This is a genomic window from Streptomyces sp. NPDC051452, from assembly GCF_044454765.1.
GTDB lineage: Bacteria > Actinomycetota > Actinomycetes > Streptomycetales > Streptomycetaceae > Streptomyces.
Genome location: NZ_JBITEB010000014.1, coordinates 94881 through 118307, shown reverse-complemented (window position 1 = coordinate 118307; position 23427 = coordinate 94881). Strand labels below are relative to the sequence as shown.

At 72.1% G+C, this 23427-nt stretch carries 26 protein-coding genes and 1 riboswitch; of the genes, 16 read left to right on the top strand and 10 right to left on the bottom strand.

Features of this window, described 5'->3' with window-relative positions; genetic code table 11:
- The first annotated feature begins 23 nt into the window (after nt 1-23).
- Nucleotides 24-114: riboswitch (ZMP/ZTP riboswitch) on the top strand.
- A gap of 32 nt (nt 115-146) precedes the next feature.
- From ACIBA9_RS28075 to ACIBA9_RS28065, 3 genes are all read left to right on the top strand, one after another.
- The gene (locus ACIBA9_RS28075; RefSeq protein WP_399367237.1) at nt 147-1598 is read left to right on the top strand and encodes a glycine hydroxymethyltransferase; all 1452 of its coding nucleotides are present in this window, start codon (nt 147-149) and stop codon (nt 1596-1598) included.
- A gap of 46 nt (nt 1599-1644) precedes the next feature.
- Entirely contained in the window at nt 1645-2658 is a 1014-nt protein-coding gene (gene trpS, locus ACIBA9_RS28070; protein WP_399367235.1) for a tryptophan--tRNA ligase, read from the top strand.
- Nucleotides 2659-2794: 136 nt separating this feature from the next.
- Entirely contained in the window at nt 2795-3379 is a 585-nt protein-coding gene (locus ACIBA9_RS28065; RefSeq protein ID WP_393900409.1) for a 2'-5' RNA ligase family protein, read from the top strand.
- A 34-nt stretch (nt 3380-3413) separates the two neighbouring features.
- Here ACIBA9_RS28065 and ACIBA9_RS28060 read toward each other — a convergent pair whose 3' ends face one another.
- The gene (locus ACIBA9_RS28060; protein WP_399367232.1) at nt 3414-4169 is read right to left on the bottom strand and encodes a decaprenylphospho-beta-D-erythro-pentofuranosid-2-ulose 2-reductase; all 756 of its coding nucleotides are present in this window, start codon (nt 4167-4169) and stop codon (nt 3414-3416) included.
- A 15-nt stretch (nt 4170-4184) separates the two neighbouring features.
- Nucleotides 4185-5540 carry an FAD-binding protein gene (locus ACIBA9_RS28055; protein WP_399367230.1) on the bottom strand — a complete coding sequence of 452 codons (1356 nt, stop codon included), beginning with the start codon at nt 5538-5540 and terminating at the stop codon, nt 4185-4187.
- Nucleotides 5541-5683: 143 nt separating this feature from the next.
- On the opposite strand from ACIBA9_RS28055, the gene ACIBA9_RS28050 reads away from it, so the two are divergent.
- On the top strand, nt 5684-6592 hold the full coding sequence (locus ACIBA9_RS28050) for a YihY/virulence factor BrkB family protein (RefSeq protein ID WP_399367228.1): 909 nt from the start codon (nt 5684-5686) through the stop codon (nt 6590-6592).
- Here ACIBA9_RS28050 and ACIBA9_RS28045 read toward each other — a convergent pair.
- A complete protein-coding gene (locus ACIBA9_RS28045; RefSeq protein ID WP_399367226.1) occupies nt 6540-7781 on the bottom strand; it encodes a D-alanyl-D-alanine carboxypeptidase family protein in 1242 nt (413 codons plus the stop codon). The genes ACIBA9_RS28050 and ACIBA9_RS28045 overlap by 53 nt on opposite strands.
- A 91-nt stretch (nt 7782-7872) precedes the next feature.
- Here ACIBA9_RS28045 and ACIBA9_RS28040 point away from each other — a divergent pair, with 91 nt between their 5' ends.
- Entirely contained in the window at nt 7873-8112 is a 240-nt protein-coding gene (locus ACIBA9_RS28040; RefSeq protein ID WP_362150717.1) for an SCO4848 family membrane protein, read from the top strand.
- A gap of 174 nt (nt 8113-8286) precedes the next feature.
- The gene (locus tag ACIBA9_RS28035) at nt 8287-9846 is read left to right on the top strand and encodes an ABC transporter substrate-binding protein (protein WP_399367223.1); all 1560 of its coding nucleotides are present in this window, start codon (nt 8287-8289) and stop codon (nt 9844-9846) included.
- On the opposite strand, the gene ACIBA9_RS28030 is transcribed toward ACIBA9_RS28035, so the two are convergent.
- A complete protein-coding gene (locus ACIBA9_RS28030) occupies nt 9847-10584 on the bottom strand; it encodes a TetR family transcriptional regulator (protein WP_362150721.1) in 738 nt (245 codons plus the stop codon).
- Nucleotides 10585-10657: 73 nt separating this feature from the next.
- A complete protein-coding gene (locus tag ACIBA9_RS28025) occupies nt 10658-11068 on the bottom strand; it encodes a VOC family protein (protein ID WP_399367221.1) in 411 nt (136 codons plus the stop codon).
- 188 nt (nt 11069-11256) lie between these two features.
- Here ACIBA9_RS28025 and ACIBA9_RS28020 point away from each other — a divergent pair, with 188 nt between their 5' ends.
- The 3 genes from ACIBA9_RS28020 (at nt 11257) to ACIBA9_RS28010 (ending at nt 12607) form a co-directional block, all read left to right on the top strand.
- A complete protein-coding gene (locus ACIBA9_RS28020; protein ID WP_399367219.1) occupies nt 11257-11733 on the top strand; it encodes a TM2 domain-containing protein in 477 nt (158 codons plus the stop codon).
- Complete coding sequence (locus ACIBA9_RS28015) at nt 11726-12130, top strand: DUF2752 domain-containing protein (protein ID WP_399367217.1); 405 nt, start codon at nt 11726-11728, stop codon at nt 12128-12130. The genes ACIBA9_RS28020 and ACIBA9_RS28015 overlap by 8 nt, the downstream gene beginning before the upstream one ends.
- A 213-nt stretch (nt 12131-12343) precedes the next feature.
- On the top strand, nt 12344-12607 hold the full coding sequence (locus ACIBA9_RS28010; RefSeq protein WP_399367215.1) for a TM2 domain-containing protein: 264 nt from the start codon (nt 12344-12346) through the stop codon (nt 12605-12607).
- Nucleotides 12608-12675: 68 nt separating this feature from the next.
- Here ACIBA9_RS28010 and ACIBA9_RS28005 read toward each other — a convergent pair whose 3' ends face one another.
- From ACIBA9_RS28005 to ACIBA9_RS27985, 5 genes are all read right to left on the bottom strand, one after another.
- Nucleotides 12676-13455 carry a succinate dehydrogenase iron-sulfur subunit gene (locus tag ACIBA9_RS28005; protein ID WP_362150733.1) on the bottom strand — a complete coding sequence of 260 codons (780 nt, stop codon included), beginning with the start codon at nt 13453-13455 and terminating at the stop codon, nt 12676-12678.
- Nucleotides 13455-15209, bottom strand: a complete 1755-nt coding sequence (sdhA, locus tag ACIBA9_RS28000; protein WP_362150736.1) for a succinate dehydrogenase flavoprotein subunit — start codon at nt 15207-15209, stop codon at nt 13455-13457. Before sdhA ends, ACIBA9_RS28005 begins: the two co-directional genes overlap by 1 nt.
- Before the next feature lie 19 nt (nt 15210-15228).
- A complete protein-coding gene (locus ACIBA9_RS27995) occupies nt 15229-15711 on the bottom strand; it encodes a succinate dehydrogenase hydrophobic membrane anchor subunit (RefSeq protein ID WP_362150739.1) in 483 nt (160 codons plus the stop codon).
- Nucleotides 15712-15716: 5 nt separating this feature from the next.
- Nucleotides 15717-16097 carry a succinate dehydrogenase, cytochrome b556 subunit gene (gene sdhC / locus ACIBA9_RS27990; protein WP_399367213.1) on the bottom strand — a complete coding sequence of 127 codons (381 nt, stop codon included), beginning with the start codon at nt 16095-16097 and terminating at the stop codon, nt 15717-15719.
- Nucleotides 16098-16303: 206 nt separating this feature from the next.
- Nucleotides 16304-16852: a 2-oxo-4-hydroxy-4-carboxy-5-ureidoimidazoline decarboxylase gene (locus ACIBA9_RS27985; protein ID WP_399367210.1), complete on the bottom strand. Its 549-nt coding sequence runs from the start codon at nt 16850-16852 to the stop codon at nt 16304-16306.
- Nucleotides 16853-17006: 154 nt separating this feature from the next.
- Between ACIBA9_RS27985 and ACIBA9_RS27980 the strand changes: the two genes are divergently transcribed.
- From ACIBA9_RS27980 to ACIBA9_RS27950, 7 genes are all read left to right on the top strand, one after another.
- On the top strand, nt 17007-18656 hold the full coding sequence (locus ACIBA9_RS27980) for a glycoside hydrolase family 20 protein (RefSeq protein WP_399367209.1): 1650 nt from the start codon (nt 17007-17009) through the stop codon (nt 18654-18656).
- A gap of 160 nt (nt 18657-18816) precedes the next feature.
- On the top strand, nt 18817-19371 hold the full coding sequence (locus ACIBA9_RS27975) for a hypothetical protein (RefSeq protein ID WP_399367207.1): 555 nt from the start codon (nt 18817-18819) through the stop codon (nt 19369-19371).
- Nucleotides 19372-19536: 165 nt separating this feature from the next.
- Nucleotides 19537-19923, top strand: coding sequence for a hypothetical protein (locus ACIBA9_RS27970; protein ID WP_362150752.1), 387 nt, complete (start codon nt 19537-19539; stop codon nt 19921-19923).
- A 237-nt stretch (nt 19924-20160) separates the two neighbouring features.
- Nucleotides 20161-20793, top strand: coding sequence for an RNA polymerase sigma factor (locus tag ACIBA9_RS27965; protein WP_362150754.1), 633 nt, complete (start codon nt 20161-20163; stop codon nt 20791-20793).
- Entirely contained in the window at nt 20790-21032 is a 243-nt protein-coding gene (locus ACIBA9_RS27960; RefSeq protein WP_399367204.1) for a hypothetical protein, read from the top strand. The genes ACIBA9_RS27965 and ACIBA9_RS27960 overlap by 4 nt, the downstream gene beginning before the upstream one ends.
- Nucleotides 21033-21374: 342 nt before the next feature.
- On the top strand, nt 21375-22037 hold the full coding sequence (locus ACIBA9_RS27955) for an RNA polymerase sigma factor (RefSeq protein ID WP_399367202.1): 663 nt from the start codon (nt 21375-21377) through the stop codon (nt 22035-22037).
- Entirely contained in the window at nt 22037-23290 is a 1254-nt protein-coding gene (locus ACIBA9_RS27950) for a hypothetical protein (RefSeq protein ID WP_399367200.1), read from the top strand. Before ACIBA9_RS27955 ends, ACIBA9_RS27950 begins: the two co-directional genes overlap by 1 nt.
- Nucleotides 23291-23427 lie beyond the last annotated feature (137 nt).

Below are 23427 nucleotides of genomic sequence, written 5' to 3'. Positions count from 1 at the left end.
GGTCGGCGTGCCCGGTAGGCTGGCCGACGGGCCGTGACTGGCGCGCTGGGATGGGACGGACCATCGGGGAGCGGCCCGAGCGGGAAAACAGTGCCGTGCGCCTGGGCCGAACGTGAACGCTGCCCGTCCACCGTCCGGAGGTCCCCATGCCAGAGCAGCAGCCCCTCTCCACCGAGTCCACGGCCTTCCGCGCCGCCCTCGACGTCGTCCGCGCGGTGGAACCGCGTATCGCGGACGCCATCGGCCAGGAAGTCGCCGACCAGCGCGAGATGCTCAAGCTGATCGCCTCCGAGAACTACGCCTCGCCGGCCACCCTGCTGGCGATGGGCAACTGGTTCAGCGACAAGTACGCCGAGGGCACCGTCGGCCGCCGCTTCTACGCCGGCTGCCGCAACGTCGACACCGTGGAGTCCCTGGCCGCCGAGCACGCCCGCGAACTCTTCGGGGCCCGGCACGCCTACGTCCAGCCGCACTCCGGTATCGACGCCAACCTCGTCGCCTTCTGGGCCGTCCTCGCCGACCGGGTCGAGGCCCCCTTCCTGGAGAAGACCGGTGTCCGCCAGGTCAACGACCTGACCGAGGCCGACTGGGCGGAGCTGCGCCAGGCCTTCGGCAACCAGCGCCTGCTCGGCATGTCCCTGGACGCCGGCGGCCACCTCACCCACGGCTTCCGCCCGAACATCTCCGGCAAGATGTTCGACCAGCGCTCCTACGGCACCGACCCGGTCACCGGCCTGATCGACTACGAGGCCCTGCGCGCCCAGGCCCGCGAGTTCAAGCCGCTGATCATCGTCGGCGGCTACTCGGCCTACCCCCGGCTCGTGAACTTCCGGATCATGCGCGAGATCGCCGACGAGGTCGGGGCGACCCTGATGGTCGACATGGCCCACTTCGCGGGTCTCGTCGCCGGCAAGGTCCTCACCGGCGACTTCGACCCGGTACCGCACGCCCAGATCGTCACCACGACCACCCACAAGTCGCTGCGCGGCCCGCGCGGCGGCATGGTCCTGTGCGACGACTCCCTCAAGGATCAGGTCGACCGCGGTTGCCCGATGGTCCTCGGCGGCCCGCTCCCGCACGTCATGGCCGCGAAGGCGGTCGCCCTCGCCGAGGCCCGCCGGCCCGACTTCCAGGACTACGCCCGGCGCGTCGTCGACAACTCCCGCGCGCTCGCCGAGGGCCTGACACGGCGCGGCGCCACCCTCGTCACCGGCGGCACCGACAACCACCTCAACCTGATCGACGTCGCCACCTCCTATGGGCTCACCGGCCGCCAGGCCGAGTCCGCCCTGCTGGAGTCCGGCATCGTCACCAACCGCAACGCCATCCCCGCCGACCCCAACGGCGCCTGGTACACCTCCGGCATCCGCATCGGCACCCCCGCGCTGACCACCCGCGGCCTGGGCACCGCCGAGATGGACGAGGTCGCCGGGCTCATCGACCGCGTCCTGACCACGACCGAGGCCGGCACCACCAAGTCGGGGGTGCCGTCCAAGGCCCAGCACGTCCTGGACGGGAAGATCGCGCGGGAGATCTCCCAGCGGGCGACCGACCTGGTGGCGGGCTTCCCGCTGTACCCGGAGATCGACCTCGGCTGACCCTCGGAGACCGATCACCCCCGCACCCTCTGAGACAATGGTGAGCATGGCGACTGACCGACCTCGCGTGCTCTCCGGAATCCAGCCCACCGCCGGCTCGTTCCACCTCGGCAACTACCTGGGCGCCGTCCGCCAGTGGGTGGCCCTGCAGGAGTCCCACGACGCGTTCTACATGGTCGTCGACCTGCACGCGATCACGGTCCCGCAGGACCCCCGCGAACTGCGCGCCAACACCAGGCTCGCCGCCGCCCAGCTGCTGGCGGCGGGCCTGGACCCGGACCGCTGCACGCTCTTCGTGCAGAGCCACGTGCCGGAGCACGCCCAGCTCGCCTGGGTCATGAACTGCCTCACCGGCTTCGGCGAGGCCTCCCGCATGACCCAGTTCAAGGACAAGTCCGCCAAGCAGGGCGCCGACCGGGCCTCCGTCGGCCTGTTCACGTACCCGGTTCTGCAGGTCGCCGACATCCTGCTGTACCAGGCCAACGAGGTGCCGGTCGGCGAGGACCAGCGTCAGCACATCGAGCTGACCCGTGACCTCGCCGAGCGGTTCAACGGCCGGTTCGGCCCGACCTTCACCGTCCCGAAGCCGTACATCCTCAAGGAGACGGCGAAGATCTACGACCTGCAGGACCCGTCGATCAAGATGAGCAAGTCGGCGTCCACGCCGAAGGGCCTGATCAACCTGCTCGACGAGCCGAGGACGACGGCGAAGAAGGTCCGCAGCGCGGTCACCGACACCGACACCGTCATCCGCTTCGACACCGAGAGCAAGCCGGGCGTCAGCAACCTGCTCACCATCTACTCGACGCTCACCGGCGAGACCATCGCCGAGCTGGAGGCGAAGTACGAGGGCAAGGGCTACGGCGCGCTCAAGACGGACCTCGCCGAGATCATGGTCGAGTTCGTGACGCCGTTCCGCGAGCGCACCCAGCAGTATCTGGACGACTCCGAGACCCTCGACTCGATCCTGGCCAAGGGCGCGGAGAAGGCTCGCGCGGTCGCCGCCGAGACCCTCGCGCAGGCGTATGACCGGGTCGGCTTCCTGCCCGCGAAGCACTGAGGCGTACGACCGCACACACGTCCCGGGAACAGAGCGCTGCACATCACTTCGGTTGCGCCTGCCTTGGAGACGGCCGTGGTCGTACAGTCGATACCCGGACGACTGAGAACACAACAGACGTGACGAAGGAGACGACGTGGGGACCGTAACGATCGGCGTTTCGATCGCGGTCCCGGAGCCTCACGGCAGCCTGCTCCAGGAGCGGCGCGCGGGCTTCGGCGACGCCGCGGCTCACGGCATCCCCACGCACGTCACCCTGCTCCCGCCGACCGAGGTCGAGGGGGCCGACCTGCCGGCCGTCGACGCGCATCTCGCCGCGGTCGCCGCGGCCGCCCGGCCGTTCCCGATGCGGCTGTCCGGCACGGGCACCTTCCGGCCCCTGTCCCCGGTCGTCTACGTCCAAGTCGTCCAGGGCGCCGAGGCGTGCGCCTGGCTCCAGCAGCGGGTGCGTGACGCCTCCGGGCCGGTGGCGCGCGAACTGCAGTTCCCGTACCACCCGCACGTCACCGTCGCGCACGGCATCGACGACGCGGCGATGGACCGGGCCTTCGAGGAGCTGGCGGGCTTCGACGCCGAGTGGCCGTGCACCGGCTTCGCGCTCTACGAGCAGGGGCCCGACGGGGTGTGGCGCAAGCTGCGGGAGTACGCGTTCGGCGGATCCGTGGTGCCGCCGCAGCCCGGTCACGCCGACGTCGGGCGCGGCACCATCGCCAGCCTGTAGCCCGCGCGGGCTCCCGGGCCCCACCGGGCCGCCGTCAGAACGGCAGCCTGCGGAACAGCGGCCGCGGCGCGTGCCGCAGCGCCGCCATCACCAGGCGGAGCGTGCCGGGCACCCACACCGTCTCCGCGCGCCGGCGCAGCCCCGCTTCCACCGCCGAGGCGACCGCCTCCGGGGTGGTGGCGAGCGGATCCCGGCGCCGCCCGGCCGGCACCGGCGTACGGACGGTGCCGGGGCGTACGACCATGACGTGCACCCCGGTGCCGTACAGGGCGTCGCCGAGGCCCTGGGCGAAGGAGTCGAGCCCCGCCTTGCTGGAGCCGTAGATGAAGTCGGCGCGGCGGGCCCGTTCGCCGGCGACGGAGGAGAGGACCACCAGGGAGCCGTGGCCCTGGGTCTGCAGGGCGCGGGCGCTGACCAGACCGGCGGAGACGGCCCCGGTGTAGTTGGTCTGGGCGACCCGCACCGCGCGCACCGGGTCGCGTTCGTCGTGCGCCTGGTCGCCGTGGATGCCGAAGGCGAGCAGCACCAGGTCGATGTCGCCCTCGGCGAAGACCTTGCCGAGGGCCGTCTCGTGGGACTCGGGGTCGAGGGCGTCGAAGGCGACGGTGCGGACGTCGGCGCCGAGCGCGCGCAGGCTCTCGGCGGCCTGGTCGAGGGCGGGGGAGGGTCGACCCGCCAGCCACACCGTGCGGGTGCGGCGGGCGATCAGCCGGCGCGCGGTGGCCAGCGCGATCCCGGACGTTCCGCCGAGGACGAGCAGGGACTGGGGGAGGCCGAAGGCGTCCTTCACGGCAGCTCCTAGAGGCTAGAGGTCGAGTCGGCGGGCGAGGTCGGAGACGAACACCCCGCGCGGGTCGAGCCGGGCGCGCAGGTCCCGGAAGTCGGCCACGCGCGGGTACATGGCGGCGAGCAGTTCCGGCCGCAGCCGGGAGTCCCTGGCGAGGCAGACGCGCCCGCCGGCCGCCGCGACCTCCTCGTCGAGTCCGTCGAGGAACGCGGCGAGGCCGGGCAGCGTGGCCGGGATGTCCAGGGCCAGGCTCCAGCCCGGCACGGGGAAGGAGAGCCAGCCGGGGCCGGCCTCCCCGAGCCGTTCCAGGACGGCCGGCAGGGCCGGACAGCGCCGGTCGGCGAGGCGTCGCACGATGCGGCGCAGCGTGTCCTCCCGGCCGTGGCCGACGGCGAACTGGTAGCGCACGAAGCCGCCGCGGCCGTAGAGCCGGTTCCAGTGGGGCACGCCGTCCAGGGGGTGGAAGAACGCGGACAGGCGCCGGATCTCACCGGTGCGCGCGCGGGGTGCCGTGCGGTACCAGAGTTCGTTGACCAGTGCGGTGGCGGCCGGGCCGAGCAGACCCTCGGGGACGAAGGCGGGGGCGGCCGGCAACCGGCGGGGGTGGAAGGAGAGCGTGCGCCGCCGGGCGCGTGCGCCGGCGCCGAGGGCGTCGAGGGGCGTGTGGTCGCCACGGGTGAGGACGGCGCGACCGGTCGCCGCGCCCCGGGCCCGCGGGTCGATCCGGGCGGACGCGTACCGGTAGCGGTGGTCGCCCGAGGCCATGCGGGCCAGCAGATCGTCGAGGTTCGCGACGCGTTCGGTGTCGACGGTCAGATACGACGACTCCACCGCGAGCAGCCGGAAGGTGGCCGTCAGGATGACGCCGGTCAGGCCCATGCCGCCGGCGGTCGCCTCGAACAGCGGGGTGCCGGGGCTGACGGTGCGGACCTCGCCGTCGGCGGTGAGCAGTTCGAGGGAGAGCACATGCCGGGCGAAGGAGCCGCTGACGTGGTGGTTCCTGCCGTGGACGTCGGCCCCGATCGCCCCGCCGACGGTCATCTGGCGGGTGGCGGGGGTGACCGGCGGGAACCAGCCGAGCGGGAGCAGTACGTCCATCAGCCGGTGCAGGGTGACACCGGCGTCGCACAGCACGATGCCCTCGCTCGCGTCGACCACGTGCACGCGGTCCAGGCCCGTCATGTCGAGGACGGCTCCGCCGGCGTTCTGCGCCGCGTCGCCGTGCGCGCGGCCGAGCCCCCGGGCGACCGCGCCGCGCGCGCCGCAGTCGCGGACGGCCGCCGCGGCCTCCTCGTAGCTGCGCGGGCGGATGAGGCGGGCGACGGTGGGGGCCGTGCGTCCCCAGCCGGTGACGGCAACGGTGTCTCCAGACATGCCGGTGACCGTATCGTCCCTATGGGGCCGATTAGGTACAAAACATCCATTGACCTCCTGAAAACGGGTGATTAATGGGATGTCCCCTGATATTGACGTCATTTCAGCGGTGTGGAGGAGCCGGGCGGGGGCAGGTTCGGATCATGGACTGGCTGAAGAGGCTGCCGGGCATCGGGCCGATCATCGCCCGGTTGATGACCACCCACGCGTGGCGCAGCTACGAACGGCTGGACCGGGTGAAGTGGACCCGGCTGGCCGCCGCCGTGACGTTCGTCAGCTTCATCGCGCTGTTCCCGCTGCTCACCGTGGCCGCCGCGATCACCGCCGCCACGCTGAGCCCCTCCCGGCAGAAGACCGTCGAGCACCGCATCGCCGACCAGTTCCCGGGCCTCGCCCAGCAGTTGGACATCAGCTCCCTGGTGCAGAACGCCGGCACCGTCGGCGTCATCGCCGGGGCCGCGCTGCTGTTCACGGGCATCGGCTGGGTCGGCCAGACCCGGGACTGTCTGCGCGCGGTCTGGGAACTGCCCGACCGCGAGGAGAACCCGATCCTCGCCAAGGCCAAGGACGCCGGCATCCTCCTAGGCCTCGGCGGCGCCCTGCTGGTCACGCTCGCCGCGTCCACGCTGGCCTCGGCGGCCGTCGGCTGGCTGTCCCGGCAGATCGGCCTGCAGGAACACGGCTGGGGCACCCTGCTGCTCCAGGTCATCGCGTTCGCGGTCGCCGTGCTCGCCGACTTCCTCGTCCTGCTCTACGTGCTGACGCTGCTGCCCGGCGTGGAGCCGCAGCGCCGCCGCCTGCTGGTGGCCGCGCTGCTCGGCGCGGTCGGCTTCGAAGTGCTGAAGCTGCTGCTCAGCGGCTACATCCAGGGAGTCGCCGCGAAGAGCATGTACGGCGCCTTCGGGGTCCCCGTGGCGCTGCTGCTGTGGATCAACTTCACGGCGAAACTCGTCCTCTTCTGCGCCTCCTGGACAGCCACCCAGAGCAAGGAGGTGGAACTCAGGGGCGCGGCCGACGGCGCATCAGGTCCGGCAGCGGCCACCGGCGGTTGACCAGGAACGCCCCGCCCCCGAGCAGCACCAGCAGCCCCCCGGCGACGGCCAGGGCGATACCGACGCCACCGGACCGGGCGGTGGCACTGGCCACCGGCCCCGCACCCGAACCGCCGCTTGTCCGGGCCGCCTGTCCGGCGGACGCCCCGGGGCTCGGCGCCGCGCTGCCCGCCGTGGCGCTCTTCGGCGGCACCAGCTCGCCCACCGGGGCGACCTTGCCGGCCGCCTGGAAACCCCAGTCGAGCAGCTTCGCGGCCTCCTTGTACACCTCGTTGTGCTCGCGCTTCTCCGGGTGCATCACCGTGACCAGCAGCACCTTGCCGTTGCGCTCGGCGACCCCGGTGAAGGTGGCGCCCGCGTTGGTGGTGTTGCCGTTCTTCACCCCCGCGATGCCCGGGTAGACGGGGACGTCGCTGTCGCCGCTCAGCAGCCGGTTGGTGTTCTGGATCTCGCTCGCCCCGAAGGGCGCCCGGACCGTCGAGCAGTAGTCGCGGAAGTCCTTCTTCTGCAGTCCCGAGCGGGCGAACAGCGTCAGGTCGTACGCGGACGACACCTGCCCCGGCTCGTCGTAGCCGTCGGGGGAGACCACCCGGGTGTCCAGGGCCCGCAGGTCCTCGGCGTGCGTCCGCATGTCCCGCACGGTCTGGTCGATGCCGCCGTACATCCGGGACAGCACGTGCACGGCGTCGTTGCCCGAGCGCAGGAAGACCCCGAGCCACAGGTCGTGGACGGTGTAGGTGCCGCCGGCCTTTATCCCGACGACGCTGGAGCCGGCGCCCATGCCCGCGAGGTCGGACGGCACCACCTTGTGCCGGGTGTCCTTGGGGAACCGAGGCAGCACGGTGTCCGCGAACAGCATCTTCAGGGTGCTCGCGGGCGGCAGCCGCCAGTGCGCGTTGTGCGCCGCGAGCACCTCGCCGGACTCCGCGTCGGAGACGATCCACGAACGGGCGGTGAGGTCCTTGGGCAGCACCGGCACGCCGGGGGCGAGGGCGACCTGGGTGCCGGGCAGTCCGAGCCGGGCGCCGCCCACGGACGACATCCGGGCCGGCGGGGTGGCCGTCGGGCTCGCCGGGCTGGTCGGGGGGATCGGGGCGGCGAGCGCGGCGGGCGCGGTGACGGACAGCGACAGCAGTACGGCGGAGGTGACCAGCAGGGATCGCCGGCCGGTGTTCTTGGCAACGGGCACGACCGAGAACGTACCCGCGCGGTGATCCGAAGGCCCACCCGCCACCCCACCCCCGACACGGAACCGCACACGGGACGGCGATACTGGAGACATGAAGCTCAGCCGCCCGGTCTCCTGGTTCCTGCTCGCCTTCGGGGTGTGGAGCTGGGTCATCTGGGTCACTTTCGTAAAGAACCTGGTCAAGGACAGCAGCGGGCTCGCCTTCGACGCCGGTCACCCGACCGCGTACTTCTGGGTGCACCTGCTGCTGGCGGTCGTCTCCTTCGTATTGGGGACGGTCGTCGGCGTCATCGGGTTGCGCGGACTGCGCGCACTGCGCCGTACGTCATAGCGGCCCCTGCGGCCGACGGCCTCCCACGGGTGACGGCACCGGTAAGTTCTTGCCCATCTGGTCGGAAAGCCCTCCCCCAGGCGAAACGGGTGTGGTTAGGTGAGCCGCGCCACTGAGGGGAGTGGCCGTTGTGCTGGCCAGGGGTAGGGCCTCCAGGGGCCTGGGGAGGGCACCATGCGATCTGTTCGCATGCGGATTCTCGTGACGCTGCTCGTGCTCGCGGTCGTGGGGATCGGCGGCTGGCAACTGCTGCCGTCGCAGGAGGACAAGAACAGGACGATCACCGTCGGTACGACGGACGCCGTCACCGCGCTCGACCCGGCGGGTGCCTACGACGCCGGTTCCTGGGCACTGTTCAGCAACGTCTTCCAGTCGCTGCTCACGTTCGAGCCGGGCGGGGTCGAACCGGTGCCGGACGCGGCGAAGAGCTGCGGGTTCGAGGGCAGCGGGCTGAAGACGTACCGGTGCACCCTGCGGGAGGGCATCAGCTTCCCGAGCGGGCGGGCGATGACGGCCGAGGACGTGAAGTACTCGTTCGACCGCGTCAAGAAGATCGACTCGGATGTCGGGCCGGCCTCCCTGTTCGACACGCTCGGCTCGGTGACCGCCGACAACGCCCGGACCGTGACCTTCCACCTGTCGTCGCCGGACGCCACCTTCCCGCTGAAGGTCGCCACGGGCGCCGGCTCGATCGTGGACAGGACCACGTACCCGACCACCACACTGCGCACCGACTCCGCCGTCGACGGCACGGGCCCGTACACGCTGACGGGCTACACCAAGGACCAGAAGGCCGACCTGTCGCCGAACGCGCGCTACAAGGGCTACCTGAGCGGCACCGGCCGCCCGGTCGAGCTGCGCTACTACGCCGACTCCCAGCGGCTCGACAGCGCCTGGAAGGCCAGGAAGGTCGACGTCGCCACCCGGACGCTGCCGCCGGGGGTGCTCTCACGGCTGAACCCGAGCGACCCCTCGATGCGGGTCACCGAGTCCGACAGCGCCGAGACCCGCAACCTGTACCTGGACACCCGGGCCGGCTCCCCGCTCCACGACGTGCTGGTGCGCCGCGCGATGGCCTGGCTGGTCAACCGCGAGAAGCTGGCCGCGACGGTCTACCAGGGCACGGTCGACCCGCTGTACTCGCTGATCCCGACCGGCATCACCGGCCACACCACGTCGTTCTTCGACGACTACCCCACGCAGAACCCCAGGAAGGCGCGCGAGCTGCTCACCGAGGCCGGGGTGAGCCTGCCGGTGCGCTTCACCTTCGGCTACGGCATCGGCCGCGGCGCCGGCGCGGAGGAGGCGGCGGCCCTGAAGAAGCAGCTGGAGGTCGACGGCCTGTTCAAGGTCGACGTCAAGGGTTACGAGTGGACCGACTTCCAGAAGCGCTGGGCCGCGGGGAAGATGGACGCCTGGGCCGTCGGCTGGGTGGCCGACTATCCCGACCCGGACACCTTCGGCGCCCCGCTCGTCGGCACCGGCTCCACGATGAGCACCGGCTACAGCAACAAGACCGTCGACCATCTGGTCCTGAACAGTCGTCAGTTCGCCGACCGCAGCGAGATCTCGGGCGACTTCCGCGACCTCCAACAGGACGTGGCCCGGGACGTGCCGCTGATCCCGCTGTGGCAGCGCAAGGAGTACGTGGTCGGCACCGAGGACGTGGGCGGCGGCCAGTACCTGACGGACGGCACGGGCGTGTTCCGGCTGTGGCGGCTGGAGTGGATCTGATCAGTCGGCCCCCTTGCGCCCCGGATCGGGCAGCGCCTTGGTCATGCCCGGCAGGAAGTCCGTGAACAGTTCGTGGATCTCCAGGACGAGCGGGCGCAGCACCCGGAACCGGGCCAGGGCGATCCCGCGCGCGGTCAGCCGGGCCCCGCGCCGCGCCAGCCGGTAGCTGCGCTCCCGTCCCTCCGTGCGGTCGAAGACCCAGTAGAGGACCAGCCCCATCTGCGAGAGCCACAGCAACTCCGGCAGGATGTCCCGCAATTCCGGCGCGACCTTGGACCGGGAGCCGGCCAGCACCTCGCGGTGCACGCTGATGGCCTGCTCGCGGGCGTGCTCGCTCTCCGGGGAGAAGGGGCTGAGCGGGCTGTCGGGGTCGGCGGCGTTCTTGAAGAACTGCACGGCGAACTCGTGGTACGGCCTGGCGATGTCCAGCCACGCCGTCAGCACGCCGGCCAGCCGCGCCTCCAGGTCGGTCTCCCGGTCCAGGACCTCGCGGACCGCCGCCTGGTGCTCGGCGGCGATCCGGTCGTAGAACCCCTGGATCAGGTGTTCCTTGCCCGCGAAGTAGTAGTAGGCGTTGCCCACGGAGACCCCGGCCTCCCTGGCGATGGCCCGCATGGTCGTCTTGTCGTACCCGTGCTCCTGGAACAACCGCATCGCGGTCTCCAGGATCAGCGCGCGGGTCTGCTCGGACTTGCTCTGGGGGCCGGCCGCATCGGGACCGTCGTTCTTCGCGGGCACGGTAGAAGAGCCTAACGAGTGGCGCGGCCGGGCGCGGAGGGCGCATTCGGTGTCGTGGGGGCGGGGGAGTCGGTCAGGCCCTACGGCCCAGTGCCGGGCGTTTGCTGTAGTCCGTGAAGCCGACGACGTTCCCCCACGGGTCGGCGATCTCCACCGTCCAGCCGGTGGCCGTCGGGAACACCTCGTCCAGGGGCTCGATGCCCGCGGCGGCCAGCTCGCGCGCCGCCACCCGCGCGTCGGGCACCTCCAGCCACAGGCGCGTCGACGGCCAGGGCGGCGGCCGGTGCCCCATGGCCTCCTCGGCGCGCAACAGGATCCCCGGCGTCTCCCCGCCGACCTTCAGCAGCGCGATCCCGGCCTCGTCGAACCGGAACCCCACGGTGAACCCGGCCCGCTCGTAGAATCCGACCGCCTCGTCGAGGTCGCCGACGGGCAGCAGTACGTTGTCGAAGCCGAGCAGCTCGTAAGACTGGTCATCTGACATGCCATCACATTAGGTGCCGTCTCTACCGGAACCGGACATTGTCGGTGACGTGTGCCCGGTCCGCGCCCGAAACGACTTCTCAGGCGCGGTTGATCTCCGGCAAGATGTGCCTTCGCCGTCGTACACCGTAAATCCGGCCATCCGGCGGTCAGACACATCCGTCCCGTATAGGCCACCGGAGAACCACCGTGACCGAACAGCCGCAGCAGCCGCCCCAGCCCGGATACGGCTACCCCCAGCCTCCCGGCTACCCCGCGGGCGCTCCCCCGCAGGGCGCCCCGCAGGGCGCCCCTCAGGGCGGCTACCCCCAGGGCGGCTTCGCCGCGCCCGGCGGCTACCCCCAGGGCGGCTATCCGCCCGGCGGTTACGCCGGGCCCGGCGGCTACCCGCCGCCGCCCGGGACCTACACCGGCGACCCCAACGCCCCCTACGGCTACGACCCCTACGGGCGGCCCTACTCCGACAAGTCGAAGATAGTCGCCGGTGTGCTCCAGCTGACCCTCGGCACCCTCGGCGTGGGCCGGTTCTACATGGGCAGCGTCGGCATGGGCCTGGCCCAGCTGTTCACCTGCGGCGGCTTCGGCATCTGGGCGCTCATCGACGGCATCATGCTGCTGGTCAGCGACAGTCAGACCGACGGACAGGGCCGGATCCTGCGTGGCTGACGCGTGGGGCCGGCCCCGCCCGCTCCATCCCGCGACCGCGCCCGCCGCGGTGCTGGTCGCGGGTGCGGCGGGGCTGGCCCTCCTCTACGGCACCGATCCCCACCAGCCCGGACAGCTCCTGCCGCGGTGCCCCTTCCACCTGGTCACCGGCCTGCTCTGCCCGGCCTGCGGCGGCACCCGCATGGTCTACGACCTGATGCACGGTCACCTCGGCCAGGCCTGGCTGGACAACCGCGCCCTGCTGCTCGCCGCCCCCTTCGCGCTGGCCCTGTGGGGGCGTTGGACCTGGGAGGGGCTGCACGGACGCGCCTGGCGCCCCCGGATGGGCCGCATGGTCCAGGTGGCCGTCCTGGCGACCGCCGTCGCCTGGACGGTCGTTCGCAACCTCGTCGGCTGACTCGGCGGCGCCGCGCGGTGCCCGCCGCGGATGATCACGGAAGACGAACAATCGGCCATCCGTGGCTGTTTCCCCTCTTTGCCTTCCCTATGCTCGCCGGTGCGGGGGGACGGCGGCCGTGTGCCGTGTCGGGCTCTCCCCTGCACGCACACCGGAGCACCCCGTCCCCGGGGCTCCTCACTCCCGTCTTTCAGGCACCACAGGAGCACACACATGTCCGTCCCCACCCCGCAGGCCCCCTACGGCGTCGACCCGCTGGGCCGCCCGTACTCCGACAAGTCGAAGATCGTCGCCGGCATCCTGCAGCTCTTCCTCGGCAGCTTCGGCGCCGGCCGCTTCTACGTCGGCTCGACGGGCGTCGCCCTCGCCCAGCTCTTCACCTGCGGCGGCCTCGGCCTGTGGGCCCTGATCGACGGCATCCTGTTCCTCACCAGCAACGACCGCACCGACAAGCAGGGCAACATCCTGCGCGGCTGACCCGGCCGGACAGCCCGAGGGCCCCGCTTCCGGCAGGAAGCGGGGCCCTCGGGCGTGCTGCGGTGGGGTCAGAAGCGGCGCGTGATCAGGGCGCGCTTGACTTCCTGGATCGCCTTGGTGACCTCGATACCGCGCGGGCAGGCGTCCGTGCAGTTGAAGGTCGTACGGCAACGCCACACGCCGTCGCGGTCGTTGAGGATCTCCAGGCGCTGCTCCCCGGCCTCGTCACGCGAGTCGAAGATGAAGCGGTGGGCGTTCACGATCGCGGCCGGCCCGAAGTACTGGCCGTCGTTCCAGAACACCGGGCACGAGGACGTGCAGGCGGCGCACAGGATGCACTTCGTGGTGTCGTCGAAGCGCTCGCGGTCCTCGGCGGACTGCAGGCGCTCGCGCGTCGGCTCGTTGGTGTCCTTCGTGATGAGGAAGGGCATCACGTCGCGGTACGCCTGGAAGAACGGCTCCATGTCGACCACGAGGTCCTTCAGCACCGTCAGGCCCTTTATGGGCTCGACCGTGATCGGCTTCTCGGGGTTGATGTCCTTGATCAGCGTCTTGCAGGCGAGGCGGTTCTTGCCGTTGATCCGCATCGCGTCCGAGCCGCAGATGCCGTGCGCGCACGAGCGGCGGAAGGTGAGGGTGCCGTCGATGTCCCACTTGATCTTGTGGAGACCGTCGAGGACACGCTCCTTGGGGTCGATCTCCAGCTGGAAGTCTTCCCAGGTGGCCTCCGCCGAGACCTCCGGGTTGAACCGGCGGACCCGGAAGGTGACCGTGATGTAGGGGGAGTCGGCGAAGCCGGGCTCGGGCTGGCCGGCCGCGTCCGCCTTGTCCAGAACAGGGGTAGCCATCAGTACTTACGCTCCATCGGCTGGTAGCGGGTCTGGACGACCGGCTTGTAGTCGAGACGGACGGTTTCCGAGCCGTCGGCGCCGACCTCGCGGTACGCCATGGTGTGGCGCATGAAGTTGACGTCGTCGCGGTTCGGGTAGTCCTCGCGGTAGTGACCGCCGCGGGACTCCTTGCGGGCGAGGGCGGACACCGCCATGACCTCGGCCAGATCGAGCAGGTTGCCCAGCTCGATCGCCTCCAGCAGGTCCGTGTTGAACCGCCTGCCCTTGTCCTGGATCGCGACGTTGAGGTAGCGCTCGCGCAGCTCGGCGATCTTCTCGACGGCCGTCTTGATCGTCTGCTCGGTGCGGAACACCATGACGTTGGCGTCCATGGTCTCCTGCAGCTCGCGGCGCAGGACCGCCACCCGCTCGTTGCCGGTGGAGTTGCGCAGCCGCTCGATCTGCTCGACGACCTGCGCCTGCGGGTTCTCCGGCAGCTCGACGAAGTCGGCCGTCCGGGAGTACTCGGCGGCGGCGATGCCCGCCCGCCGGCCGAAGACGTTGATGTCCAGCAGCGAGTTGGTGCCGAGGCGGTTGGCGCCGTGCACCGACACGCAGGCGACCTCGCCGGCCGCGTACAGACCCGGGACGACGGTGGTGTTGTCCGCCAGGACCTCACCCTCGACGTTCGTCGGGATGCCGCCCATCGCGTAGTGCGCGGTCGGCTGGATCGGGATCGGGTCGGTGTACGGCTCGATACCGAGGTAGGTGCGCGCGAACTCGGTGATGTCCGGGAGCTTGGCGTCCAGCTGCTCCGGCGGCAGGTGGGTGAGGTCCAGGTAGACGTGGTCGCCCTCGGGGCCGCAGCCGCGGCCCTCGCGGATCTCCGTGTAGATGGAGCGCGAGACCACGTCACGGGAGGCGAGGTCCTTCATGACCGGCGCGTACTTCTCCATGAAGCGCTCGCCGTCCTTGTTGCGCAGGATGCCGCCCTCACCACGGGCACCCTCGGTGAGCAGGATGCCCATGCGCCAGATGCCGGTCGGGTGGAACTGGAAGAACTCCATGTCCTCCAGCGGCAGCCCGCGGCGGTAGACGGCGGCCTGGCCGTCACCGGTCAGCGTGTGCGCGTTCGACGTCACCTTGAAGAACTTGCCGGTGCCGCCGGAGGCGTAGATCACGGCCTTCGCCTGGAAGACGTGGATCTCGCCGGTGGCCAGCTCGTACGCCACCACACCGGCCGACTTCTTGACGCCGTCGACCTCGGTGATCAGCTGGTCCAGGACGTAGAACTCGTTGAAGAACTCCACGCCCTCCTTCACACAGTTCTGGTACAGCGTCTGAAGGATCATGTGGCCGGTGCGGTCCGCGGCGTAGCAGGACCGGCGGACCGGGGCCTCGCCGTGGTTGCGCGAGTGGCCGCCGAAGCGGCGCTGGTCGATGGTGCCGTCCGGCGTCCGGTTGAACGGCAGGCCCATCTTCTCCAGGTCGAGGACGGCGTCGATGGCCTCCTTCGCCAGGATCTCGGCGGCGTCCTGGTCGACCAGGTAGTCACCGCCCTTGACCGTGTCGAAGGTGTGCCACTCCCAGTTGTCCTCCTCCACGTTGGCCAGCGCGGCGGCCATGCCGCCCTGCGCGGCGCCCGTGTGGGAGCGAGTGGGGTAGAGCTTGGTCAGCACGGCGGTGCGGCTGCGCTTCGTCGACTCGATGGCGGCGCGCATGCCCGCGCCACCGGCGCCGACGATGACGGTGTCGTACTTGTGGATCTTCATGATTCTCGCAGCCCCGTGCCTAGCGGATGTTCGGGTCGAAGGTGAAGATCACCAGCGTGCCCAGCAGGATGGTGAACACCGTGGCGGTGTAGAGCAGGCCCTTGAGCCACAGCCGGGTGTTCGCCCGCTCGGCGTAGTCGTTGATGACCGTGCGCAGGCCGTTGGCACCGTGCAGCATCGCCAGCCACAGCATCAGCAGATCCCAGACCTGCCAGAACGGGGACGCCCAGCGGCCGGCCACGAAGGCGAAGCCGATCTTGGAGACGCCGCCGTCCAGCACGAGCTGGATCAGCAGGTGACCGATGACGAGGACGACCAGCACGATGCCGGACAGGCGCATGAACAGCCAGGCCGCCATCTCGAAGTTCCCGCGGGTCGACCGCGGGGACTTCCTGGTCCGCATGCGCGGCGCCTCGATCAGCGGGGCCGGGTTGTCGACGGTGTAGACGGGGGCGCCCTCGACGGGGCCGACGCCGGAAGCGGTGGATTCAGTCGTGGACATGGGCGTCAGCTCCCGAACAGAACACGAGCGGCGTGGCCGAGGACGGGGTAGAGCGCCCCGCCCATCAGGACGACCCAGACGACGATGACGGACCAGAACATCTGCTTCTGGTAGCGCGGGCCCTTCGACCAGAAGTCGACGGCGATGACGCGCAGGCCGTTGAGCGCGTGGAAGAGGATGGCGGCGACGAGGCCGTACTCCAGCAGCGCCACGATCGGCGTCTTGTACGTGGCTACGACCTTGTCGTAGTCCTCGGGGGAGACACGCACGAGAGCGGTGTCCAGGACATGGACGAACAGGAAGAAGAAAATGAGGACGCCGGTGACTCGGTGAGCCACCCAGGACCACATTCCTTCCCGGCCGCGGTACAGCGTTCCAGCCGGCACGGAAGACCCTCCGGGAGCGGGGACTAGGGCCGTCCGCCACGCGTAAGCAAAATGGATGCGCACTGTCGGTCGGGCCCGGCCGGGTACGGTCCACCGGCCCCCAGCATCGTAGCGAGGCGCCGCGCCGTGCCTTACGGGGGGCCTACCTGTGTGATCAAAGTGGCACCGGACGGGCTACAGACGCGGCGTTCGTGGTGGTTTCGCCGTCATTTTCCGGCCGCGGGCGCGTTGTGGCTGGTCGCGCGGTTCCCTGTGGCCGACAGGAGCTCCTCCAGCCGGCCCCGCGCGAGGCGCCGCAGCTCCTCCGCGGCCATGACCCGCTCCTCCTCCGGATCGTTCGCCAATCGTGATCGGATGGCCTCGAGGACGCGGTCGAGCGCCTCGTCCGGCGGGGCGTCCCCCAGATAGATGACGAACGCGTGCCCGAAACGCGCCTCGTAGGCCGCGTGGGCCGCGCCCAGGGCCATATGGGCCGCCGAGTAGGTGTCCGCGGGCAGCTCGGGCAGCGACTCGCCCACCAGGGCCTCGGACAGGTCCGCCGGGGCCAGGTCGTACGCCGCCTCGTCGGCGGCCGCGAGCAGCGCGCCCAGATCGGGGTAGGGCCGGTGGTCCGCGAGCCGGTGGGACCAGCGCGCGCTGTGCAGACAGTGCAGCAGGAGAGCGCGGGCCTCGTCGGCCGGGGCGGTGTTGAAGGCGTCGAGGGGCCGGGGGAGATCCGGAAGGCGGTGGGCGCGCAGCGTGGGTCCTCGCGTCACGTGTGAAGTGGCCGGGGTTCCTGTGAAAGATGTGTCGTCAGGTTATCGAGAGTGGTCACTGTGTGCCCCCGTGATGCCTGAATTTCACTCGGACGGGCCGGTTTCGGAACGCTCGGATAACGAATGGAGCGGCGATCGGTCGTACGTTGGCTGGGTGACCCAGCACAGGCGTCGTGGCTCGGCGCAGCAGGTGAAGCGGAAGCGCGCGGCCGTCGCCGCCGCGATCGTCGGGGCCGTCGCGCTCGGCACGGGCGTCGGCGTGTGGGCCTGGACGGACGGGGACGGCGGACGCCGGGACGCGGACGCGCGGCGGTCCTCCGACCGGATCCCCGAGGCCGGCACCGGGCGGACCGGCTCGGCGAGTCCCTCGCCGAGCCGGTCCTATCCGCTCTCCCAGGCGCCGCGGACCATACCCGCGGTGCGTTCGCACACCGCGGCGCGCGGCCCCGGCTGGCGGCCGCGGCACGGCGAGCGGGTGGTGGTGGGCGACGCCCGCCTGGCCGACGAGGGGCGGCTGATAGCGGGGGAGCTGGGCCTCGCCTACGCCGGGAGGAAGGACGACGTACGGGACGGCGACGTACGGCTCGCGCTCGGGGGCGGCGGGAACCAGGAGTCGTACACGATGACCGTCCGCGGCGGACGGGTCGACATCAGCGGGCCGGGCGAGGCGGGCGTCTTCTACGGCACCCGCACGCTGAAACAGGAGGTGCACGGCGGCGGCACCGCCCCGGAGGGGGTCGTCCGCGACGAGCCCGCCAAGCCCCGGCGCGGCTTCATGCTGGACATCGCCCGCAAGCCGTACACCGAGGCCTGGATCGAGGACCGGATACGCGAGCTGGGGGATCTGAAGTACAACGAGCTGGGACTGCACTTCTCCGACGACCAGGCGTTCCGGATCGAGTCCGCCGGCCACCCGGAGATCGTCTCCAAGGACCATCTGACCAAGGCGCAGGTCAAGAAGATCGTGGACCTGGCGGCCGGCCGGCACATCACCGTCGTCCCCGAGATCGACTCGCCGGGGCACCTGGGCGCGGTCATCGCCGCCCATCCGGACCTCCAGCTGCGCAACGCCGGCGGGGTGGCGACGAGGGGCGCGATCGACATCTCCAAGCCCGCCTCCGCGAAGATCGTCGACGACCTGCTGAACGAGTACGCCGGGCTCTTCCCCGGCGAACAGTGGAACCTCGGCGGCGACGAGTACCAGGCGCTGACCGTCAAGGATCCGCAGGCCTCGTATCCGCAGCTGGCCGCCGCCGCGCGCCGGGCCTACGGATCCGGGGGCACCGTCGCCGACCTGACCACCGGCTGGCTGAACGACCGTGCCGCCACCGTCGGCGCCCACCACAGGACCATCCGGGTGTGGAACGACGGCTTCTTCCGGAACACCTCCGTGCGGCCGGCCAAGGGCCTCCAGGTCGCCTACTGGACCGGCAAGGAGATCGGCGCCCGGCCGCCGGAGGAGTATCTGGGCGCCGGACGAAAGGTGATCAACTACAACGACGAGTTCCTCTACTACGTGCTCGGGCAGCCGCAGACCTTCGTGTACCCGACGGGACGGCGCATCTACGAGCAGTGGAGCCCGCGGGTGGTGCGCGGCACGACCGCCGTGCCGGCGCGCTACGACGGACAGATCCTCGGCGGCACGTTCGCGGTGTGGGGCGACTTCCCCGACGCGCAGACACAGGACCAGGTCGCCGCCGGTATCCGGATGCCGCTGCGGGCCACCGTGCAGAAGCTGTGGGATCCGGGCAAGCCCGCGCTGAGCTGGACCGACTTCCGCAAGCTGGCGGACCGGCTGGGCTGAGCGGCGCCCGGCGACCGCGTGGGGGGACGGCGTCGGCGGAACCCCGCCCCGACCCCTGCTCTTGGCCGAAAACCTCCGGCTGTGACACTCCCGGGCCGTCGCACGCAGTAAGGGGAAGTGCGGGCTCCGTACCGGCGGCGCCCTGGCGAGGGAGGCTTTCATGAGCCTGGTGGAACTGATCGCACAGGCCGACGAGCGCGGCTTGGCCGCCAGCGGACTGGCTTGTTCGGATCGGTGTCTGCCCCTGCTCGGCGTCGACGACGAACTGCTGCGTCCGCTGTGGGCCGCCCTCGCCGACGGCTCCGACTGGGGCGCCGGCCTGGACAAGGCCCGCGCCGCGCTCGGTGCCGCCCCGCCCGCCGAGGACGAGGCCGCCCGGCTGGTCCGCCACATGCTGGACGCCGCCCCGGCCGAACGCACCGCCGAGGCGGTACGGGCCTGGGCCGACGCCTGCTCGGCCGCCTCCCTCCGCGTCCACCACCTGCTCGACCCCGCCGCGGACGCCCTCGGGGACGACGACGCCCCAGGCCCCGGGCGCACGGGCGGCCCGCGGGAGCCGTCCCCGCTCGTCGCCGCCGAACTGCGCCGCCAGGTAGCCGTCCTGGAACTCCTGGCCGGCCACGGCGCGCACGGCCTGCGCGGCGCCCTGGACGTCTCGGTCGAGGGCCGCCGGGTGCTGCGCGCGGTGGTCTCCCGCCGGGCCCGGCAGGGATAGGGGGCGTTCCCAGGGGGCCGGGGGTGGCAAACCTCGTGGCCGCGCGGGTCCTGTGACCGTCGTGCGGTGGACGTGGGCCGGTCCTGCGAGGGTTGGCCAAACGCCCCGGATCACGGTGACGCGAACCCCGCCGGGCTCGCTTTTCCCTATGTGACAGCCCAGTACGTGACAGCACAGCAGGAGACCAGGCCGCGCGCCGCGGCGAAGCCCGTGCGGTGGGCGGCGGACGCGGTCGCGACCATGCGCGAGGGAGCGCGGATACGGCTCGACTACTCCGCGCAGAGCCTGTGGCGGGTGGACCGGATCATCGAGGAGATACGACGCGAGGGGCCGCCGTACGCCGCCGTGGAGAGCACGCTGCGCTCCTTCGGCGCCTACGCCGGCGAGGTGATCGTCCGGCACACCGGCGCCGAGTGGTGGGTGACCGGCAGCGAGCACTGGGTACGCACCCCCGACGGCCGCCTGTGGGACCCCGTCGACGAGGCGCGCCGCTGCTTCGGCGGCCACGGCTCACTGCGCCTCCTCTGCCGGGACGCCACCGCCCGGCGTTGAGCCGGAGCGCCACCGCCCGCCCCGCGCCGAGCCGGGGCGGCCACCGCACGGCGCCGAGGCGTCCCGCCTCCACCGCGCGGAGCCGTCGGTACGCGCCGGTGTGGGGCGTGGACGCTGTGACACTTCCGTCAGGTCCGGCGCTGATGACCGTGGAGGGCGGGGACACGGCCGAAGCGTGTCGCACCGTGGGGGACGCGCCACGCGGTGGCCATGGACTCGGTACGAACGAGGACGGTCTTGGGCGAGGGAGGGGAACACCGCCGCCCGCAGCCGCGGGACGGGGAACTGGGCGCGGCCGTCGCGCGGGCCCAGGAGGGCGACGAGATCGCCTTCGCGGTGGCCTACCGGATCGTGCAGCCCGCCCTGCTCGGGTATCTGCGGGGCCTGGTCGGCGAGGACGCGGAGGACGTTGCCTCCGAGGCCTGGCTGGAGATCGCCCGCGACCTCGGCCGCTTCCGGGGCGACGGCGCCGGCTTCCGCGGCTGGACCGCGACCATCGCCCGGCACCGCGCCCTGGACCATCTGCGCCGCCGCCGGGCCCGGCCCCGGGCGGCCCCGCTGGACCAGGTCGCGCTGGAACTGCCCGGCCGGCACAGCACCCACGACCAGGCGCTGGAGTCCCTGTCCACCGAGCGGGCGCTCGCGCTGGTGCGCGCGCTGCCGCGGGACCAGGCCGAGGCCGTGCTGCTGCGGGTGGTCGTCGGCCTCGACGGTCCGGCCGCCGCGCGAGTCCTCGGCAAGCGCCCCGGCGCGGTCCGTACGGCCGCCTACCGCGGGCTGCGCCGGCTGGCCCGGCAGCTCGGCCCGGCCGACGCGGCGGACGAGGGCGTGCCGGACGCGGGCCCCGGAACACCCGGGGAGGCGCGGTGAACGGCGACGACCCGACCACGAGGAAAGCGGAGATGTGGAGGCCGGCGGGCCCGACGCCCAGCGAGTTCGAGGCGCGGTTCGGTGCCGCTCTGCGCGCGGGCGGCGCCGACCCCGACCCCGATCCCGATTTCGGCCGTGACGCGGAACGCCGGGCCATGGCGGCCTTCCGTGCCGCCCGGGACGCGGGGGCGCACCGGACCCCGGCCCGAAGGCGGGCACGGGACGACTGGCGCTCCTGAAAGTCCGGGAGGAAAGCGATTCCCGTGGCAGGACACCGGCCACGCCGGCCGCGACCGGGGACGCGCCGACCACGGGGCCGCGCCCCGCTGGGCAACGGCCGGGGCCGCCACCCCCCACAGGAGAGGCCCCGGCCGTCGCGCGTACGGACCGTGCACGGCCCGTATCTTGTTCAGCGCCATGAGTGCGTTTTCTGTCACATCCCGGCCGCGCGGCGACCTCACCCTGCGCACACTCGCACCTGGTCACGAGTTAGTTGCATCTTCTACAGACGTGGACGAGGCGCGGTTTCACGCCGTAACGTGCCTTTCGCGCCGACCGAAGACAGGCGTAAAGGGAGTGCGGTGCTGGGGGACGACGCGGAGCTGACCGCCGCAGTACGCGCAGCACAGGACGGTGACGAGACCGCGTTCCGCGCGGTGTACCGCTCGGTGCAGCCGCGACTGCTCGGGTACGTCCGCACGCTCGTCGGAGACCCGGACGCCGAGGACGTCGCCTCCGAGGCCTGGCTCCAGATCGCCCGGGACCTCGACCGGTTCAGCGGCGACGCCGACCGGTTCCGCGGCTGGGCCGCCCGGATCGCCCGCAACCGCGCCCTGGACCACATACGCATGCGCGGCCGCCGCCCCGCCATAGGCGGCGACGAGACCGAACTGACCGGCCGGCCCGCCGAGTCCGACACGGCCGGCGAGGCCATCGAGGCCCTGGCCACCGACAGAGCCCTCTCCCTCATAGCGAGGCTCCCGCAGGACCAGGCCGAGGCCGTGGTGCTGCGGGTGGTGGTGGGGCTGGACGCCAAGACCGCGGCCGAGACGCTCGGCAAGCGCGCGGGAGCGGTACGCACCGCCGCGCACCGGGGCCTGAAGCGGCTCGCGGAGCTGCTCGGCGACGATCCGGAATCGGTGGGCGCCCTCGACGCGCTGCCACCTCAGCGAGAACCGCGCGGTCGCGCGGTGACGTCCGCAACTGTGACGCATACGCGTGCGCGGACGCAGAAGGACATGTGATGGCCGACGAGCACAACAAGTGGCTGGACCGTGCGACGGCAGAGCGTCTGCTGCGCGGTGAGCCGCTGGAAGCCGTCGATCCGCGCGGCCGTGACCAGGCCGAACGCCTCTCGCGAGCGCTCGGCGCGCTCTCCGCGCAGGCGGCGCCGGCCTCCGCTGAACTGCCTGGTGAGCAGGGCGCCCTGGCCGCGTTCCGCAAGGCCCGCGAGGCGGCCGAGGCCGAGCGCACCGCCGCCGCCTTCGCCGACGGCCGCCCCGGCGTGCGCGCCGACGGCCGAGACGCCGGCCTGGTCCGCATCGGCGGCCCCGGCCGTACCGGAATCCCTGCCCGGCGACCCCCCTGGGCCCGCCCGGTGCGCCTGGCGCTCGCGGCCGTCGTGGCCGTGGGCACGCTCGGCGGGGTCGCCGTGGCCGCGGGCAGCGGGGTGCTGCCCACGCCGTTCGGCGACGGACACCCCGCCCCGACCACGTCCGTCACCGCCGAGACCTCCGAGCGGCCGCTCGACTCCGCCTCCCCGCCGGCCACCCCTGGCCTCGTGCCGGGCACCCCGGGCGGCGGCGCGGGCACGCCCGGCGGCGAGGCCGCCCGGCCGGACGACGACACGCAGTCGAGCGCGGCCTCCGGGTCCGGCGGCCCCTCCGGCGACCCCGGTACCGGCTGGAAGGCCGCCGCCACCGCCTGCCGTGACCTGCTGAACGGCAGGGACCCGGGCGGCGCCCGCAAGCGCGCGCTGGAGGACCTGGCGGGCGGCTCCGCGCGCGTGACCAGGTACTGCAAGGCCGTCCTGGCCGCCGGTGGTCCCTTGCCCGGCTCCACGAACGGCGACAAGGGCGGCCCGAACACCGGCGGCGGGAGCGACCCGGGCAAGGGCAAGGACACGGACGGGAACGGAGACAAAGGCCACGGCAAAGGCGGGAGCGGAGGCCGGGGCGGCGACAAAGGCGACAAAGGGGACGGCCGGGGCGGTGACGAGGACGGTCACCCCGGCAAGGGACACGGCGAGGGCCGCCGGCACGGTGGAGGCGAGGTGCGCCACCACGGCGCCGACAACCGGCGCCCCCGCGCCGCGGTTCCCCTGCCCGCCGCCACCGCTCCCGTCGCCCCCGCCCCCTCCGTCGTAGCCCTGGCCCGCCACGGCCGGCCCGCCCGTTCCGGTGACCCGGGCGCCCCCGGCCGTGCCTCGGTCCTCTCGCCCTCCGGCCCGCACCGCACGTCCGACCCACGCCACCCTCTCCCTCGCAACACCGCCTGACCTGCGATTTTGTGGTTCGCGGAAGATTTCTTCGCTCGGGGTGTGACGTTTCTGGAGCGCGCGGCGCAGTACTGAGTGAGCCGACTGGTCATCGGCCGTCGCACTGAGCCGGGGTTCCCCCCGTACCTACGGCTCGT